The sequence below is a fragment of the Streptomyces sp. WMMB303 genome, assembly GCF_029351045.1.
In the GTDB taxonomy this organism is placed as follows: Bacteria; Actinomycetota; Actinomycetes; order Streptomycetales; family Streptomycetaceae; genus Streptomyces.
In genome coordinates this window covers 5,054,391-5,069,408 of sequence record NZ_JARKIN010000001.1, presented here as the reverse complement: position 1 = coordinate 5,069,408, position 15,018 = coordinate 5,054,391, and the positions used below count along the sequence as shown (strand labels likewise).

General features: G+C 72.8%; 12 protein-coding genes. 8 read left to right on the top strand and 4 right to left on the bottom strand.

Annotation, left to right across the window (positions count from 1 at the left end):
• The first annotated feature begins 20 nt into the window (after positions 1-20).
• Positions 21-1,448, top strand: coding sequence for a HAMP domain-containing sensor histidine kinase (locus tag P2424_RS22285; protein ID WP_276477524.1), 1,428 nt, complete (start codon positions 21-23; stop codon positions 1,446-1,448).
• On the opposite strand, the gene P2424_RS22280 is transcribed toward P2424_RS22285, so the two are convergent.
• Positions 1,414-4,488, bottom strand: coding sequence for a glycoside hydrolase family 38 C-terminal domain-containing protein (locus tag P2424_RS22280; protein ID WP_276477523.1), 3,075 nt, complete (start codon positions 4,486-4,488; stop codon positions 1,414-1,416). The two genes, P2424_RS22285 and P2424_RS22280, sit on opposite strands and share 35 nt — an antisense overlap.
• 52 nt (positions 4,489-4,540) lie before the next feature.
• Positions 4,541-5,575 (bottom strand): TAXI family TRAP transporter solute-binding subunit, encoded by a 1,035-nt coding sequence (locus tag P2424_RS22275; protein WP_276477522.1) that lies wholly within the window; start codon positions 5,573-5,575, stop codon positions 4,541-4,543.
• A gap of 264 nt (positions 5,576-5,839) precedes the next feature.
• Between P2424_RS22275 and P2424_RS22270 the strand changes: the two genes are divergently transcribed.
• The 3 genes from P2424_RS22270 to P2424_RS22260 all read left to right on the top strand — a co-directional run bounded on the left by P2424_RS22270 (position 5,840) and on the right by P2424_RS22260 (position 8,825).
• Positions 5,840-6,346: an ATP-binding protein gene (locus P2424_RS22270; protein WP_276477521.1), complete on the top strand. Its 507-nt coding sequence runs from the start codon at positions 5,840-5,842 to the stop codon at positions 6,344-6,346.
• Positions 6,347-6,428: 82 nt separating this feature from the next.
• A complete protein-coding gene (miaB, locus tag P2424_RS22265) occupies positions 6,429-7,946 on the top strand; it encodes a tRNA (N6-isopentenyl adenosine(37)-C2)-methylthiotransferase MiaB (protein WP_276477520.1) in 1,518 nt (505 codons plus the stop codon).
• Between the two features lie 171 nt (positions 7,947-8,117).
• On the top strand, positions 8,118-8,825 hold the full coding sequence (locus P2424_RS22260; RefSeq protein ID WP_276477519.1) for a class III extradiol dioxygenase subunit B-like domain-containing protein: 708 nt from the start codon (positions 8,118-8,120) through the stop codon (positions 8,823-8,825).
• A 339-nt stretch (positions 8,826-9,164) separates the two neighbouring features.
• Here the strand turns inward: P2424_RS22260 and P2424_RS22255 are convergent, their stop codons facing one another.
• Together P2424_RS22255 and P2424_RS22250 are read right to left on the bottom strand one after the other, a co-directional pair.
• On the bottom strand, positions 9,165-9,413 hold the full coding sequence (locus tag P2424_RS22255) for an antitoxin (protein WP_276477518.1): 249 nt from the start codon (positions 9,411-9,413) through the stop codon (positions 9,165-9,167).
• A 45-nt stretch (positions 9,414-9,458) separates the two neighbouring features.
• The gene (locus tag P2424_RS22250) at positions 9,459-9,617 is read right to left on the bottom strand and encodes a gliding motility protein (RefSeq protein ID WP_276477517.1); all 159 of its coding nucleotides are present in this window, start codon (positions 9,615-9,617) and stop codon (positions 9,459-9,461) included.
• 418 nt (positions 9,618-10,035) lie between these two features.
• Here P2424_RS22250 and miaA point away from each other — a divergent pair, with 418 nt between their 5' ends.
• From miaA to P2424_RS22230, 4 genes are all read left to right on the top strand, one after another.
• Entirely contained in the window at positions 10,036-10,995 is a 960-nt protein-coding gene (miaA, locus tag P2424_RS22245; RefSeq protein ID WP_276477516.1) for a tRNA (adenosine(37)-N6)-dimethylallyltransferase MiaA, read from the top strand.
• Positions 10,996-11,103: 108 nt separating this feature from the next.
• Positions 11,104-11,616: a hypothetical protein gene (locus P2424_RS22240; RefSeq protein ID WP_276479077.1), complete on the top strand. Its 513-nt coding sequence runs from the start codon at positions 11,104-11,106 to the stop codon at positions 11,614-11,616.
• Positions 11,617-11,681: 65 nt separating this feature from the next.
• Positions 11,682-12,575, top strand: a complete 894-nt coding sequence (dapF, locus tag P2424_RS22235) for a diaminopimelate epimerase (RefSeq protein WP_276477515.1) — start codon at positions 11,682-11,684, stop codon at positions 12,573-12,575.
• A 147-nt stretch (positions 12,576-12,722) separates the two neighbouring features.
• Positions 12,723-14,984, top strand: a complete 2,262-nt coding sequence (locus P2424_RS22230) for an HD domain-containing protein (protein ID WP_276477514.1) — start codon at positions 12,723-12,725, stop codon at positions 14,982-14,984.
• Positions 14,985-15,018: the final 34 nt, after the last annotated feature.

Here is a 15,018-nt window from a genome sequence, read left to right as displayed (position 1 = left end):
CGCCGGACCGGAACCCCGACGTGCGCACCCGCCTCCTTCCGCTCCTCATCGTCCTGCTGGCCGGGGTCCTGCTGGCCCTGGGCTTCCCGCTGGCGTTGAGCCAGGCGCAGGCCGAGCAGCAGCGGGTGGTCGTCGACCGGATCGACGACACCGCCCGGTTCGCCTCACTCGCGCAATTCGTCACCTCCACCAGCGCACCGGACGAGCGTCGCGCCACCCTCCAGCACGAACTCGACCGCTACCACGACCTCTACGGCATCCGCGCCGGCGTCTTCTACCGCGACGGCCGCACCATGGCGGCCTCCCCCGCCACCTGGCGGATACCCGGCGAGGACAAGGCGGCCGGGCCGGAGGGGCGACCCGACGGCGCACGCGCCTTCGCCGAGGCGCTGGCCGGGCGCCGCAGCCACGACCCGCCCCAGGTGTGGCCCTGGCAGAGCGACGGCCGGATCGCCGTCGCCTCCCCCGTCATCCGGGACGGCGATGTGGCCGCGGTGGTGCTGACCGACTCGCCCACCGGACCGATGCGGTCGCGGACCCTGCGCGGCTGGCTGGCCATCGCCGTCGGGGAGGCGGCCGCCATGCTGCTGGCCCTCGGCGCCGCGCTGCGCCTGACCGGCTGGGTGCTCAAGCCGGTCCGGACCCTGGACCGGGCCGCCCACGAGATCGCCACCGGAAAGCTCACCTCCCGCGTCGTCGCCTCGGTGGGACCTCCGGAGCTGCGCAGGCTCGCGCACTCCTTCAACGAGATGGCCGGCAACCTGGAGAGCGTGCTGGAGCAGCAGCGCGCTTTCGTCGCCGACGCCTCGCACCAGTTGCGCAACCCGCTCTCGGCGCTGCTGCTGCGTATCGAACTGCTCGCGCTGGAGCTGCCCGAGGGCAACGAGGAGATGGCGTCGGTGCGGGCGGAGGGCAAGCGGCTGGCGAGGGTGCTGGACGACCTGCTCGACCTGGCGCTGGCCGAGCATTCGGGCAGCGCGCACGTGCAGCTCACCGACGTCGCCGAGATCGCTGCCGAGCGGGTCGCCGCCTGGCGGCCCACCGCGGAGCACAGCGGAGTGGAGCTGAGGCTCGAGGGACAGACGGCGGCGACCGGGTGGGCCGACCCGGTGGCGCTCTCCAGCGGGCTGGACGCCGTGGTCGACAACGCGGTGAAGTTCACCCCGGAGGGCGGCACCGTCACGGTCACCGTCCACGCCGAGGGCGACAGCGTGACCGTCGAGACGGCCGACGGCGGCCCCGGGCTGACCGACGAGGAACTGGAGCGCGTGGGCGACCGCTTCTGGCGCAGCGGCCGCCACCAGAACGTCTCCGGCTCGGGGCTCGGCCTCTCCATCACCCGAGCCCTGCTCGCCGGGGGCGGTGCCGGGCTGTCCTTCGCGCACCACGAGCCGCGGGGGCTGCGGGTGCTGATCACTGTTCCCCGGAACGCCCCAGACGCAGCGTGAGGATCTGGAAGGGCCGCAGCGCCACCCGGACCCCGTCCTCCTCCACCGTGTGGTGCGCCCGCGGCTCGGCCGACGGCCGCTCCAGCAGGTCCGTCTCGCTCACCGACGTGACGGGGAAGCCGGGCGCCAGCAGTGCGCCGGCCCGGCCGCCCAGCGACTCGTAGAGGCGCACGATCACGTCGCCGCTGCCGTCGTCCGCCAGTTTCACCGTCTCGGCGACGACCTGGCCGCCCTGGTCGCCGTCGAGCGTGATCAGCGGGGCGACGGCGCTGCCGTCCCCCGGCACGGTCCGCTCGGGCAGGTTGATCCAGTGCCCCTCGCGCACCGCGTCCCACAGGGTCGCGCCCGGTACCAGCCCGTAGCGCATCAGGTGACGGCCCTGGTCCGTCTCCGGGTCCGGATAGCGGGGCGCGCGCAGCAGCGACAGCCGCACCGTGGTGGTCTGGCCCCCGTCGGCGCGGATGTCCCGGGTGACGTCATGCCCATAGGTGGAGTCGTTGACCAGCGTCGCGCCCCAGCCCGGCTCCTCCACGTGCAGCCAGCGGTGGGCGCAGATCTCGAACTTCGCCGCCTCCCACGTGGTGTTGGTGTGGGTGGGCCGGAAGACGTGTCCGAACTGGGTTTCGGCAGCCGACCGGTCGGCCTTCACGTCCAGCGGGAACGCCGCCTTGAGCAGCTTCTCGCTCTCGTGCCAGTCGACGTCGGCCTCCATCAGCAGCAGAGGACTGCCCGCGTGCAGGGTCACCGACTGCACCGCGGTCGAGTCGCCGAAGGAGCGGCGGGCCCGGACGGTGGCGCTGCTGCCGTCCGCAGCGGAGAGGGTCACGTCGTCGGCGTGCGTCAGATCGGTGGCCGTGTGCCGGTAGAACGCGTCGACGTCCCAGGCGTCCCAGTGGTTGGGCAGATCGGGGTGGAGCTGGAGGAGGTTGGCCGGGCAGCCGGGGGCCACGGCCTCCCGCCGGGCGCGCCGGTCGTACGCGGAGACGACCAGTCCGCGGCCGTCCACCTCCACCCGCACCAGCCCGTTGTCCAGCGTCCAGCCGCCGCGTGTCCGCTCGGTCACGGTCACCGTCTCCTCGCCCTCGGCGCCGGTCCGGTGCTCGGCGCCGCTCTCGGTGGCGGGCCGGGCGCCGCCCGCCGGGACGCCACGACGGGTGTGCGGGGAGCCGTTGAAGACGACGTCGCGCTCCCCGCGCCCGACGAGCGCCCGCTGGGCCTCCTCGACGATCCCTGTCAGCTCCTCGGCGACCCGCGCATACGTCCGGCGGGCCTCGCGGTGCACCCAGGCGATGGACGACCCCGGCAGGATGTCGTGGAACTGGTGCAGCAGCACCGTCTTCCACAGCTCCTCGAGCTGCGCGTACGGATAGGCGTACCCGGTGCGCACAGCGGCAGTGGCCGCCCACAGCTCGGCCTCGTGCAGCAGGGACTCGGACCGCCGGTTGCCCTGCTTGGTGGCGGCTTGCGAGGTGTAGGTGCCCCGGTGCAGCTCCAGATAGAGCTCGCCCTGCCACACCGGTGCGTCGGGATACTCCGCCCGCGCCTTCTCGAAGAACGCTGCGGGCTTCTCGACCGTGACCCGCGGCGAGCCGTCCAGATCACGGGTACGTGCCGCGCGCCCCAGCATCTCGCGGGTCGCGCCCCCACCGCCGTCGCCGTGGCCGAACGGCACCAGGGAGCGCGAGGCGGCGCCCTTCTCGCGGAAGTTGCGCGCCGCGTGCGCCAGCTCCTCGCCGCTGAGCGTCGCGTTGTAGGTGTCGACCGGCGGGAAGTGGGTGAAGACCCGGGTGCCGTCGATGCCCTCCCACCAGAAGGTGTGGTGCGGGAAGGGGTTGGTGCTGCTCCAGGAGATCTTCTGGGTCAGGAACCAGTCGGAACCGGAGAGCTTCACCAGTTGCGGCAGCGCCGCGGTGTATCCGAAGGAGTCGGGCAGCCACACCTCCTTCGTCTCGATGCCGAACTCTTCCAGGAAGAACTTCTTCCCGTAGCCGAGCTGCCGCGCCATGGCCTCGCCGCCCACCATGTTGGTGTCCGACTCGACCCACATCCCGCCCACCGGGACGAAACGGCCCTCGGCGACCTTGCGCGCGACCTTGGCGTACACCTCGGGCCGGTGCTCCTTGAGCCAGGCGAACTGCTGGGCCTGCGACATGGCGAAGACGAAGCCGGGATGCTCGTCCATCAGCGCGACCATGTTGGAGGAGGTCCGGGCCACCTTGCGCACCGTCTCGCGCAGCGGCCACAGCCATGCCGAGTCGATGTGCGCGTGTCCCACCGCGCTGACCCGGTGCGCAGAGGCCCGTGCGGGAGCGCCCAGCGCCGCCGTCAGCCGCTCCCGCGCCCGCTCCGCGCTGCCGGGCACGTCGGCGAGATCCAGCGCGTCCAGCGCCCGCTCCAGGGCGCGCAGCAGCTCCCAGCGGCGGGCGTCCTCCAGCGGCAGCTCGCGCATCAGGGAGCCCGCCACCTCCAGGTCCAGAGCCAGCTCCCACACCTGCGGCTCGAAGACCGTCAGGTCCATCCGCGCCAACCGGTACAGCGGAGCGCTGCCGGCCGTGCGGACATCTCCCTGGTAGGTCGGTGTCTGCGGCGTGTTGAGGATCGGGTTGGAGGCCGCCTCGACGTACAGCTCGACCTCCTCACCCCCGGCTGCCGGCTCCGCAAGCCGCACCCAGGAGTTGCGCGGATGCAGCCCCTTGACGGGCTCGCCGTCCGCCCGGTGCACCAGCCCCTCGCACTGGAACCCCGGCATGTCCCGCTCGAAGCCCAGGTCGAGTACGGCCTCCACGGTGCGGCCCGCCCAGCTGTGCGGCACCTGACCCGTCACCCGGAACCAGGTGGTGCCCCAGGCCGGCCCCCAGGTCTCGCCCACGGCCGACGGCCGGTAGGGCGCCGCGATGGCGTCCGCCGCGGGCACGGGCTCTCCCGGCGCTTCCCAGCGTGCGACGGTCAGCGGCAGCGCGTAGGTGTGGACGGCGGGCCGTACGCGTTCCTCCAGTACCCGGCGCAGCCGGTCCTCGACGGTGCGGTGGTCGTCATGCATCGGGCGGCTCCTCGGTGGGGGTCGGGGCCTGGTGCCGACAGCGGTGTTCCGGTCAGGGTTTGGCCGAGCGGTAGTAGCGACGGGCTCCCTCGTGCAGCGGCACGGGGTCGGTGTAGATGGCGCTCCGCAGGTCGACCTTCTGCGCCGCGTGCACCTCGCGTCCGATCTGGTCCCTGCTCTTGATGACGGAGCGGGTGATGCCCTCGGTCAGCGCCGCGTCCGTGTGGTCCATGGTCACCAGCAGATTGGCGATGGCCACCGTCTTGACGGACCGGCCGCGCTGCACGGTGGGGTAGGCATCGGGTGCCATCACAGCCGCGCGGTAGTAGCGCATGTCGGGGCGCTGCTCGTGCAGCCGGGGGAGCAGGTCGCCGAGCTGCACCAGCCGGATGTCCGTCCGCTCCGCCAGGCGCTCGATCGCTCCCGTCGGCAGCCCGCCCGACCAGAAGAACGCGTCCAGCTCGCCTGCGGAGAGCAGGTCGGGCATGCGGTCGATGCCCTTGCGCACGGCATGCACGTCGTGGTCCATGTCGAGCCCCGCGGCCTTCAGCAGTCTCCGGGTCACCAGGGCGACCCCGGAGCGCTTCTCACCCACACCGACGCGCAGCCCCTTGAGGTCCTCGGCACTGTCGACCGGCGAGTCACGGGGCACGACCAGGTGCATGTAGTCGTCGTAGAGCCGGGCGCAGGCCCGGATGTGGAAGGCGTCCTTGCCACCCTTCTCCCGGTAGGCGGCGAGCGCGTCGGAGGCGGTGATCGTGAAGTCGGCCTCCCCGGAGACGATCCGGGCGAGGTTCTGCACCGACCCCTCGCTGTGCTGCAGCGTCAGGTCGACCTGCGGCAGATCCCGGGACAGCCGCTTCTTGAACAGGGTGCCGTAGCGCTCGTACACACCGGTGCGTACCCCGGTGGCGAAAGTGATCTTTCCGCCGGGGGCGGGCGAGGGCGACGGCCGCAGCCACCACGCCAGCAGCCCGCACACCACGAGCACCGCCGTCGCGGACCACAGCAGGCGTCGCCGGCCGGTGCCGGAGCCGCCCGGGCGGCGCACCGGCCGGGACACCGTTCGCGGACGCAGGCCGGCCATGGAAGGGGATACTGCCAGCCCGGCGGCCGGGAAGGGAGTGGCGGGAGTCACTCCGGCCCGTCTGCCGGTCCAACTGCCGTGTGCGAACACGCCGATTCGCGAACTGCAAATTTCACACTGTCGCTTGCTGAGTGGAACTGCAGGGGCCATAGTGACGGTCAGACCACGCGCGTCACGGCCCTTCCGCGGGGCCGGGACCAGCTCGACGGAAGGCGCCTCCACGTGTACGCCGCCCCCGCTCGCAGGGATCCCGCAGCAGCCTCCATGCCGGCGTCTCCAGCGCCCGCCGGCAGTCCGTCTCCGGGGGCGCCACCGGGACGCGCGGAGGACTCCACCTGGCAGTTGCGTCTCCCCGCGCGTGAGCAGCACATCGCCCGTGCGCGCCTGGCCTTCACCGGCTGGCTGGAGGAGCGGGGGGACCCGCCGATATCCACCGGCACCGCGGACGACGCCGTGCTGCTGCTGTCCGAGCTGACCACCAACGCCGTCGTGCACACCCGCTGCCTGCCCGAAGCCGAACTCCTGTGCCGGGCCACCCTGGTGTCCCGGGAGACGTCCGTTGCCGCGCTGCTGCGGATCGAGGTGCACGACCACGCGGAGGGCGACGACCGCCCAAGGCTGAAGAACAGCGAGGCCGCGGACGAGAGCGGCCGGGGCCTGTGCATCGTGGCGGCCCTGGCGGCGGACTGGGGCGTGCGGCCCTCGTCCGTGACCGGTGGCAACGCGGTGTGGGCGACGCTCCGCCTCCCGGCCGGACCCGAAGCCGGGTGAAGTGTGTCACACTGCCGGGTCGGCGCGTGAAGCGTGCCCCCGCGCGGCCGGGACTGCCCGGACGAACGCCTACCCTTGTCACATGAGCAGTAGCGACCGGAGTCAGGCAGCGGACGTCAAGGGAACGTACGAGGTACGCACCTTCGGGTGCCAGATGAACGTCCACGACTCCGAGCGGATGGCGGGACTGCTGGAGGGTGCCGGCTATGTCCGCGCCCCCCAGGGCGCCGACGCGGCGGACGTCGTCGTCTTCAACACCTGCGCCGTCCGCGAGAACGCCGACAACCGGCTCTACGGCAATCTCGGCCAGCTCGCCCCGAAGAAGGCCGCCCGCCCGGGGATGCAGATCGCGGTCGGTGGCTGCCTGGCCCAGAAGGACCGGGACACCATCGTCGAGAAGGCCCCCTGGGTCGACGTCGTCTTCGGCACCCACAACGTCGGCAAGCTGCCGGTGCTGCTGGAGCGGGCCCGGCTGCAGGACGAGGCGCAGGTGGAGATCGCCGAGTCGCTCGAGGCGTTCCCCTCCACTCTCCCCACCCGCCGTGAGAGCGCCTACGCGGCGTGGGTCTCGGTCTCGGTGGGCTGCAACAACACCTGCACCTTCTGCATCGTCCCGCAGCTGCGCGGCAAGGAGAAGGACCGCCGCCCCGGCGACATCCTCGCCGAGATCGAAGCGCTGGTCGACGAAGGCGTCAGCGAGATCACCCTGCTCGGCCAGAACGTCAACGCCTACGGCTCCGACATCGGCGACCGCGAGGCGTTCAGCAAGCTGCTGCGCGCATGCGGCCGGATCGACGGACTCGAGCGCGTCCGCTTCACCTCGCCCCACCCCCGCGACTTCACCGACGACGTGATCGCCGCCATGGCGGAGACCCCCAACGTGATGCCGCAGCTGCACATGCCCCTGCAGTCGGGATCCTCCCGCGTCCTGAAGGCGATGCGCCGCTCCTACCGGCAGGAGCGCTTCCTCGGGATCATCGAGAAGGTCCGCGCCGCCATCCCGCAGGCCGCGCTCTCGACCGACATCATCGTCGGCTTCCCCGGCGAGACCGAGGAGGACTTCGCCGAGACGCTGCACGTGGTGCGGGAAGCCCGGTTCGCGCAGGCGTTCACCTTCCAGTACAGCAAGCGTCCCGGCACTCCCGCCGCCGAGATGCCCGACCAGATCCCCAAGAAGGTCGTGCAGGAGCGCTACGAACGTCTGGTGGCACTCCAGGAGGAGATCTCCTGGGAGGAGAACAAGAAGCAGGTCGGTCGCACGCTGGAGCTGATGGTCGCCGAGGGCGAGGGCCGCAAGGACGACGCCACCCGGCGACTGTCCGGACGGGCACCCGACAACCGGCTGGTGCACTTCACCCGGCCCGAGGAGCCCGTGCGGCCCGGTGACGTCGTCACCGTCGACATCACCTACGCGGCGCCCCATCACTTGCTCGCCGAGGGGCCCGCCGGAGCCGTGCGCCGCACGCGTGCCGGGGACGCGTGGGAGCGGCGTACCTCCGCGCCGCCGGAGCAGCAGGGCAGCGGCGTCATGCTCGGACTGCCCACCGTGGGCGCCCCGGACCCGCTACCCGCCGCCACCGGCGGCTGCGGGCTGGGCTGACCGGCTGCCTGCCGCGCCGAGCGGCCGCCACGCCGGCCATGTGACCATCCGCCCCCGGCCGTCCGACTTCCGTCGGCCGGCGTCACCTGTTTCAGCCGATCTCGCACGGGCGGGTGAGTCCCGGCGCGGGCAGGGTGGGAAGAGGCGTGCAGGGCACTTAAGCTGCGCGCCATGCTTGTCGCCGCAGCCGTATGCCCTTGCCCCCCGCTGCTCGTGCCCGAGGTCGCGGGCGGAGCCGCCGCCGAGATGGATCAGGCGCGGGCCGCCTGCTACGACACCCTCGGGGTGCTGGCGGCCGCCCGCCCGGACCTGTTGTGCGTGCTCGGCCCCGCGGAACCGGCCGGACGCGGTCCCCACCCGCAGGGAGCGCGGGGAACGCTCGCCGGGTTCGGCGTGCCCCTCGAGGTGAGCCTCGGCAAGGGCGAGCCCGCCCGTCGTGAACTGCCACCCTCACTGACCGTCGGCGCCTGGCTCCTGGAGCGCACCGACTGGACCTGCTGCCCGGTCGAGGGCCTGGGTATCGGGGAACCCCTGTCGCGGGACCGCTGTCAGGAGGCGGGCCGCGAGCTTGCGGCCCGCGCCGACCGGGTGGCGCTTCTGGTGATGGGCGACGGCAGCAACTGCCGCACGCTCAAGGCACCCGGCTACTTCGACGAGCGGGCCGCGGCCTTCGATGCGGAGACCGCCCGCGCACTGGCCGAGGCCGACACCGCCGCACTGCTCGCGCTGGACGAGGAGCTGGCGTACGAGCTGAAGGCCGCCGGGCGGTCCTCCTGGCAGGTGCTCGCGGGCGCCGGTCAGGGCAGCGACCTGGCCGGAAAGCTGCTCTACGACGAAGCGCCCTACGGCGTGGGCTACATGGTCGCCAGCTGGTCCTGATCGTCCGCCCGGGCTGTGCCGCGGGCGCAGCCCGGGCGGACGGTGGTGGGGGCGTGCGGCGTGGTGCGCGCCGTACGCCCCCACCGCGTGCCCGCTGCGTGCCCACAGGGGGCTTCCGGGCGGGCCGGCGCACACGGGTCTCGGGGGGCGTCGCAGAGGCCGCCGGGGACTGTGTCCACCGGCCTGCCGACGGGTCGCCGAAGACCGGCCGACGGTGCGGGTCGCCCGGGGCCGCGCCGACCGGTGTCCGGCGTGCTGCCGGAGCGGTTCCGGGGCGGCTGCCCGGGCGTCGGCCGCGCTCCACAGCGTGCTGGGAGGTACCCGGCCTGCCTGGAAGGGTCAGGAGCCGGTGCCCGTGCCGCCGGTGGGGCCGGACCCGGACTGCCCGCCTCCCGTCCCGCTGCCGCCGCGGCCCTCGTCGCCCAGCTTCTGGGCTGTGTCCTTGGCCTTCCGGGCGCCGGAATTGATCTTGTCGCTGTACTTGCCCCTGGTCTTGGAGTCCGCGACCTGCGCGGCCTTGTCCACACCCTGCTGGACCTTGTCGCCGTGCTGGCCGAGCATGCCCTTGACCTTGTCCATGAAGCCCATGAGGGTTCACCTTTCTCCCACGCCGAGCGGGCTGAGCCGCGCGGCCTACTTGCGGGCGTTCTCTCCCGTCTCGCTGTCGGCGGCCTCGTCCGCGGACGGTTGTTTGGGAATGCCGACACCCGCTTCGCCGGGCCCGGTACCGGCCGTCGCGGCGGTCCCGGTGTCGGCTGCCTCCTCGGATTCCTCGCGGCCACGTGCATCCACCGGAGCGTCTGCGGCCGCCGGGGCATCCGCCGAGGGCACATCCTCCGGGCTCCGGGTGCCCGCTCCGCCCGATTCCACGCCCTCCGGTTCACCGCTTTCCGGTTCCGTCGCGACGGAACCGCCGCCCGGCTCGGGGGGCAGCTCCCGGGCCCCGGAATCCCCTGCGGGAGTGGGCTCTCGAGCCTCCTGTGTTGACCTACTGGACAAACGGCCGAAAAGTTTGGCAAAAACACCCATAGCTACTCCAGATATTACTCGTGTGGGTGAAATCCCGCGCCTCGCGGAGCGTCCCATGGCGCCGCCCCGAGGCACCGGCGGAAAACCGGCTGTCGGAACCTCGCAACGGGCAACGACCCCATGAGCGCTCCGTCACGTCGCTCGTTCGAGAAGGCGCGGACGGGTTTGCGAGACTTGACCCGTGACTGACGCAGCCGCCTCCCAGCCTCTCCCCCCGGATTCCCCACCGGTCGTCGCAGTGGTGGGTCCCACCGCGGCCGGCAAGTCGGACCTGGGCGTCTTCCTCGCCCGTGAGCTGGGCGGCGAAGTCGTCAACGCCGACTCGATGCAGCTCTACCGGGGTATGGACATCGGCACCGCCAAGCTGACCGTCCAGGAGCGGCAGGGCGTCCCGCACCACCTGCTCGACATCTGGGACGTCACCGTCGCCGCGAGCGTCGCCGAATACCAGCGGCTGGCCCGTGCGGAGATCGACAGGCTGCGCGCACTGGGCAGGGTGCCCGTCCTGGTCGGCGGCTCCGGGCTGTACGTCCGCGGTGCCCTGGATGCCATGGAGTTCCCCGGCACGGACCCCGAGGTGCGCGCCCGGCTGGAGGCGGAAGTGGCCGAGTACGGCCCCGGCCCGCTGCACGCGCGGCTCGCGGCGGCGGACCCGGAAGCGGCCCGTGCGATCCTCCCCAGCAACGGCAGACGCGTCGTACGGGCCTTGGAGGTCATCGAGATCACGGGGCGGCCCTTCACCGCGAACCTGCCCGGTCACGAGGCCGTCTACGAGACCGTGCAGATCGGCGTGGACGTGGCGCGGCCCGAACTGGACGAGCGGATCACCCGCCGGGTGGACCGGATGTGGGAAAGCGGCCTGGTGGAGGAGGTCCGGGAGCTGGAGCGGCAGGGGCTGCGGGAAGGCCGCACGGCTCCTCGTGCCCTCGGGTACCAGCAGGTCCTCGCGGCGCTCGCGGGGGAGTGCACGCTGGACGAGGCCCGCGCGGCGACCGTCCGCGCGACCAAGCGCTTCGCACGCCGCCAGGACTCCTGGTTCCGCCGCGATCCGCGGGTGAACTGGCTGAGCGGTGCGGTCGCCGACCGGCGGGAACTGTCGGGGGCGGCGCTGGCGTTGCTCACGGAGGCGGTTACAGCCTGATCACGTGATGGCATCGGGAAGCCCTGAGCGACCGTTCCGTCACCCCCGGCGTGCCATCATCGAGCAACGTCGGGTGCCGTGAAGCCGGAGTTGGGAGGGCGCGTGGCAATGGAGGCCAGCCCTCGGGACGATTCCACTTCCGCGGAAGCGGAGCTGTCGCCGGAGCGTGAGCTGCCGGGGCGTGCGGCCATGGAGGACCGTGAGCCGCTGCCGGGACACGAGTTCGCGGCGGACCCGGACGAGCCGGCCGCCGAGGAGTCCGAAGCCGAGCAGGGGCCGCCGGTGGAGCCGCACGAGCTGCGCCCGCAGCGCAAGCTGCGGCTGTGGCAGCTTGCGCCGATCGTGGTGCTCGGTGCGCTCGGCTCGCTGATGTTCGCCTTCCCGCTCGCCTTCGAGCCCGGTGACAGCGCCGGAGCGGTGGTCGCGATGCTGGGGCTGCTGCTGTGCGGCTGCTCGGCCGGCTGGAGCGTGATGGCGGCCCGCCGGGTGGGGCACACCTGGCCGGGGCTCCCGGCCCGCGGCTCCGGCGGACGCCCCGACTGGCGGGTCGTCCTGATCTACGCCGTGGTGGTCTGCACCGTCGTGGTGCTGGCCGTCTGGCGGGTGGCCCGGCTCCGCTGACCTGCCTACCGCCGTGATCTGCCCGCGGGCAGGGTGCATCCCACTCCTCCCGTACGATCGGCAGCGTGATCAGCACACCAGGAGTGCCGTTCCTCAAGGGGCACGGCACGGAGAACGACTTCGTGATCATTCCGGACCCGGACGGCCTGTTGGATCTGCCGTCCGGGACGGTGGCCCGGTTGTGCGACCGGCGTGCGGGCATCGGCGGGGACGGCCTGCTGCGCGTGGTCCGCTCGGCGGCGCACCCGGAAGCCGCGTCCATGGCCGCCGAAGCGGAGTGGTTCATGGACTACCGCAACGGCGACGGATCCGTCGCGGAGATGTGCGGCAACGGCACCCGCGTCTTCGCGCGCTACCTGGAGCGTGCCGGGTTGGCCGGGGTCGGCGAGCTGCCCATCGCGACCCGTGCGGGGGTGCGCAAGGTACACATCGCCGAGGACGGCGGTGACATCACCGTGGGCATGGGCGCGGCCGAGCTGGCGGCACCGGACAGCGCGGCGGACGGCGGCGGAGACAGGATCACGGTCAGTGTTCCCGGACACACCTGGCCGGCTCGCAAGGTCGGCATGGGGAACCCGCACGCGGTGGTGTTCGTCCCCGATCTGGCCGAGCCGGGCGCCCTGCAGGAGGCCCCGCAGGTGCTGCCTGCGAGCGCCTACCCGGACGGCGTCAACGTCGAGTTCGTGGTCGCGCGGGGTCCCCGGCACGTCGCGCTCCGGGTGCACGAGCGCGGTGCGGGCGAGACCCGGTCCTGCGGCACCGGCGCCTGCGCGGTGATGGTCGCGGCGGCCCGCAGGGACGGCGCCGACCCGCGCCGGGACGGCGTGGCCGTGACCTACACCGTGGAGGTGCCCGGAGGCCGCCTGGAGATCACCGAGCGGCCGGACGGGGAGATCGAGATGGCCGGCCCGGCCGAGATCGTCGCAGAAGGGGCGATCGATCCGGCACTGCTCTCCTGACGGCACCCGCGACCCGTCGACGGCCCACCACCCCGGCGTCGCACGATGGGGTGATCCGCCTCACGCTCGACAGGACCCGGTCGGCGGCACGTGATGGGGTCGGTACCATCGCACCTCCGGCCGGGGTGCGCAGGAGCGGGAGGTGCCATGAGCGCGGTGCGCAGTCTGCGGAAGCTCAGCAGAGCGGCACTGCTGGGCGCCACGCCACGCGACTCCCTGCCGGACGCCATCGAGCACGTCGCGAAGGTGCACAGGGCACACCACCCGCGGGCCGACCTGCGGCCGCTGCGCAGGGCCTACATGCTGGCCGAGTCCTCGCACCGGGGGCAGATGCGCAAGAGCGGCGAGCCCTACATCACACATCCTCTCGCGGTCACCCTGCTGCTGGCCCAGCTCGGGGCGGAGACGACCACGTTGACGGCCTCGCTGCTGCACGACACCGTCGAGGACACCGCCGTGACGCTCGAACAGGTACGGCAGGAGTTCGGGGACCAGGTCTGCTATCTGGTCGACGGGGTCACCAAGCTGGAGAAGGTCGACCACGGGTCGGCCGCCGAGCCGGAGACCTTCCGCAAGATGCTCGTCGCCACCGGCAACGATGTACGGGTCATGTCGATCAAGCTTGCCGACCGGTTGCACAACATGCGCACCCTCGGCGTGATGCGCCGCGAGAAGCAGGTCCGGATCGCACAGGTGACCAGGGACGTGCTGATTCCGCTCGCGGAACGGCTCGGCATCCAGGCGCTCAAGAGCGAGCTGGAGGACCTCGTCTTCGCCGTGCTGCATCCGGAAGAGCACGCGGCGACACGCGAGTTGATCCAGGAGCGGCACGGCCGCCCCGACCCGCTCACCGCCTTCGCCTCCCGGGTGCGCCGCACGCTGCGGGAGGCGGGGATCGCCGCGCAGGTGCTCATCCGTCCCCGGCACACCGTCTCCGTCCACCGCCTGCGGCTCAAGCGCGGCCAGTTGGGCGACTGCGACTTCGCGCGCCTGCTGGTCCTCGTGGAGGAGGACGCGGACTGCTACGCCGTGCTGGGAGAGCTGCACACCTGTTTCGCTCCGCTCGTCTCGGAGTTCAAGGACTTCATCGCGGCACCCAAGTTCAACCTCTACCAGTCGCTGCACACCGCCATCGCCGATGAGAACGGCGAAGTGGCCGAGGTGCTCGTCCGCACCCGCCGCATGCACCGGGTCGCCGAGACCGGGGTCATCGCGCTCGGCGACCCGCACGCCGCCGAGGCGCCCGACCTCACCGAACCGGATGGTGGCGGAGCATCGCCGTCGACCGCAGACGGGGCGGGGGAGCGGACCGATCCCACCCGCCCCGGCTGGCTCTCGCGCCTGCTGGAATGGCAGAGCCACGCTTCCGACCCGAACACCTTCTGGCAGGAACTGCGCGACGAACTGGCACAGGATCTGGAGATCACCGTCTACTGCGCCGCCCCCGGCGGGGAGAGCCCCGCGGGGGGTGCGCTGCCGCTGCCGGCCGGCGCGACCTGCGTGGACGCCGCCTACGCCCGGCTGGGGAAGGCCGCCCATCGGTGTATCGGAGCCCGCGTCAACGGCCGACTGGTCGCCCTCACCACCGTGCTGCGGGACGGCGACGCCCTCCAGCTCTTCCTCGAGCCCGGCCACGGCACCCCCTCAGGCCCCGCACCCGAGTGGCTCGAACACGTGCGCACTCCTGCGGCGCGGCTCGCCATCCGAGAATGGCTCGCCGCACCCGGTCGGGGCGAGTCCGACCCGCACGAGAACGCAGCCGCCGACCGGGACGGCACGCGGCGCGAACACCCGGCGGCGGGCTCCGAGACGCCCCAGGGAGAGCTGCGATCGCCGCATCGCGGAGCGCGGCATCCCGAGTACCGTCCGGCGCGGCATGCGACGCAGGACGCACGGCCGAACGGGGCGCGCCGCGCGGCCACGCACCGGGAGCAGCCGGTCGAGTACGGCGAGAACATCCCCGTCGTCCCCGGCCACCCCGGTACGCCGGTGCGGCTCGCCCGCTGCTGCACACCCGTGCCGACGGACGCGGTCACCGGATTCCCGGTGCGCGGCGGCGCCGTCACCGTGCACCGGGAGAGCTGCCGGTCGGTGGCCCGGATGGCCTCCGCGGGGCGTCTCACCCTGCCGGTGCGCTGGGAACAGGGCGACGCGGGGTGCCGGGTCACCCTGCGGGCCGAGGCGTTCGGCCGCCCGCACCTGCTCGCGGATCTCACCGAGACCATCGCAGCCGAAGGCGCTGCCGTCGTCTCGGCCGAGGTCGAGCCACCGCGCGAGCAGCGCGTCCGCCACACCTACACCCTGCAACTTCCCGACGCCGCCGGGCTGCCCGCGCTGATGCGCGCCATGCGGCAGGTGCCCGGGGTCTATGACGTCACCCGCTCCGTCCGCCGGACCCCAGCGAACTGACGCACTGTCCGTCCGGACGCCACCGGACAGCCGC

Bases quoted from the DNA above. Each gene is read 5' to 3' on its own strand.
- P2424_RS22240 (WP_276479077.1), top strand. From the start codon at position 11,104: ATGGAGGCCAGCCCTCGGGACGATTCCACTTCCGCGGAAGCGGAGCTG.
- P2424_RS22230 (WP_276477514.1), top strand. From the start codon at position 12,723: ATGAGCGCGGTGCGCAGTCTGCGGAAGCTCAGCAGAGCGGCACTGCTG.
- P2424_RS22255 (WP_276477518.1), bottom strand. From the start codon at position 9,413: ATGGGCTTCATGGACAAGGTCAAGGGCATGCTCGGCCAGCACGGCGAC.
- P2424_RS22275 (WP_276477522.1), bottom strand. From the start codon at position 5,575: ATGGCCGGCCTGCGTCCGCGAACGGTGTCCCGGCCGGTGCGCCGCCCG.
- P2424_RS22270 (WP_276477521.1), top strand. From the start codon at position 5,840: ATGCCGGCGTCTCCAGCGCCCGCCGGCAGTCCGTCTCCGGGGGCGCCA.
- miaB (WP_276477520.1), top strand. From the start codon at position 6,429: ATGAGCAGTAGCGACCGGAGTCAGGCAGCGGACGTCAAGGGAACGTAC.
- P2424_RS22260 (WP_276477519.1), top strand. From the start codon at position 8,118: ATGCTTGTCGCCGCAGCCGTATGCCCTTGCCCCCCGCTGCTCGTGCCC.
- P2424_RS22280 (WP_276477523.1), bottom strand. From the start codon at position 4,488: ATGCATGACGACCACCGCACCGTCGAGGACCGGCTGCGCCGGGTACTG.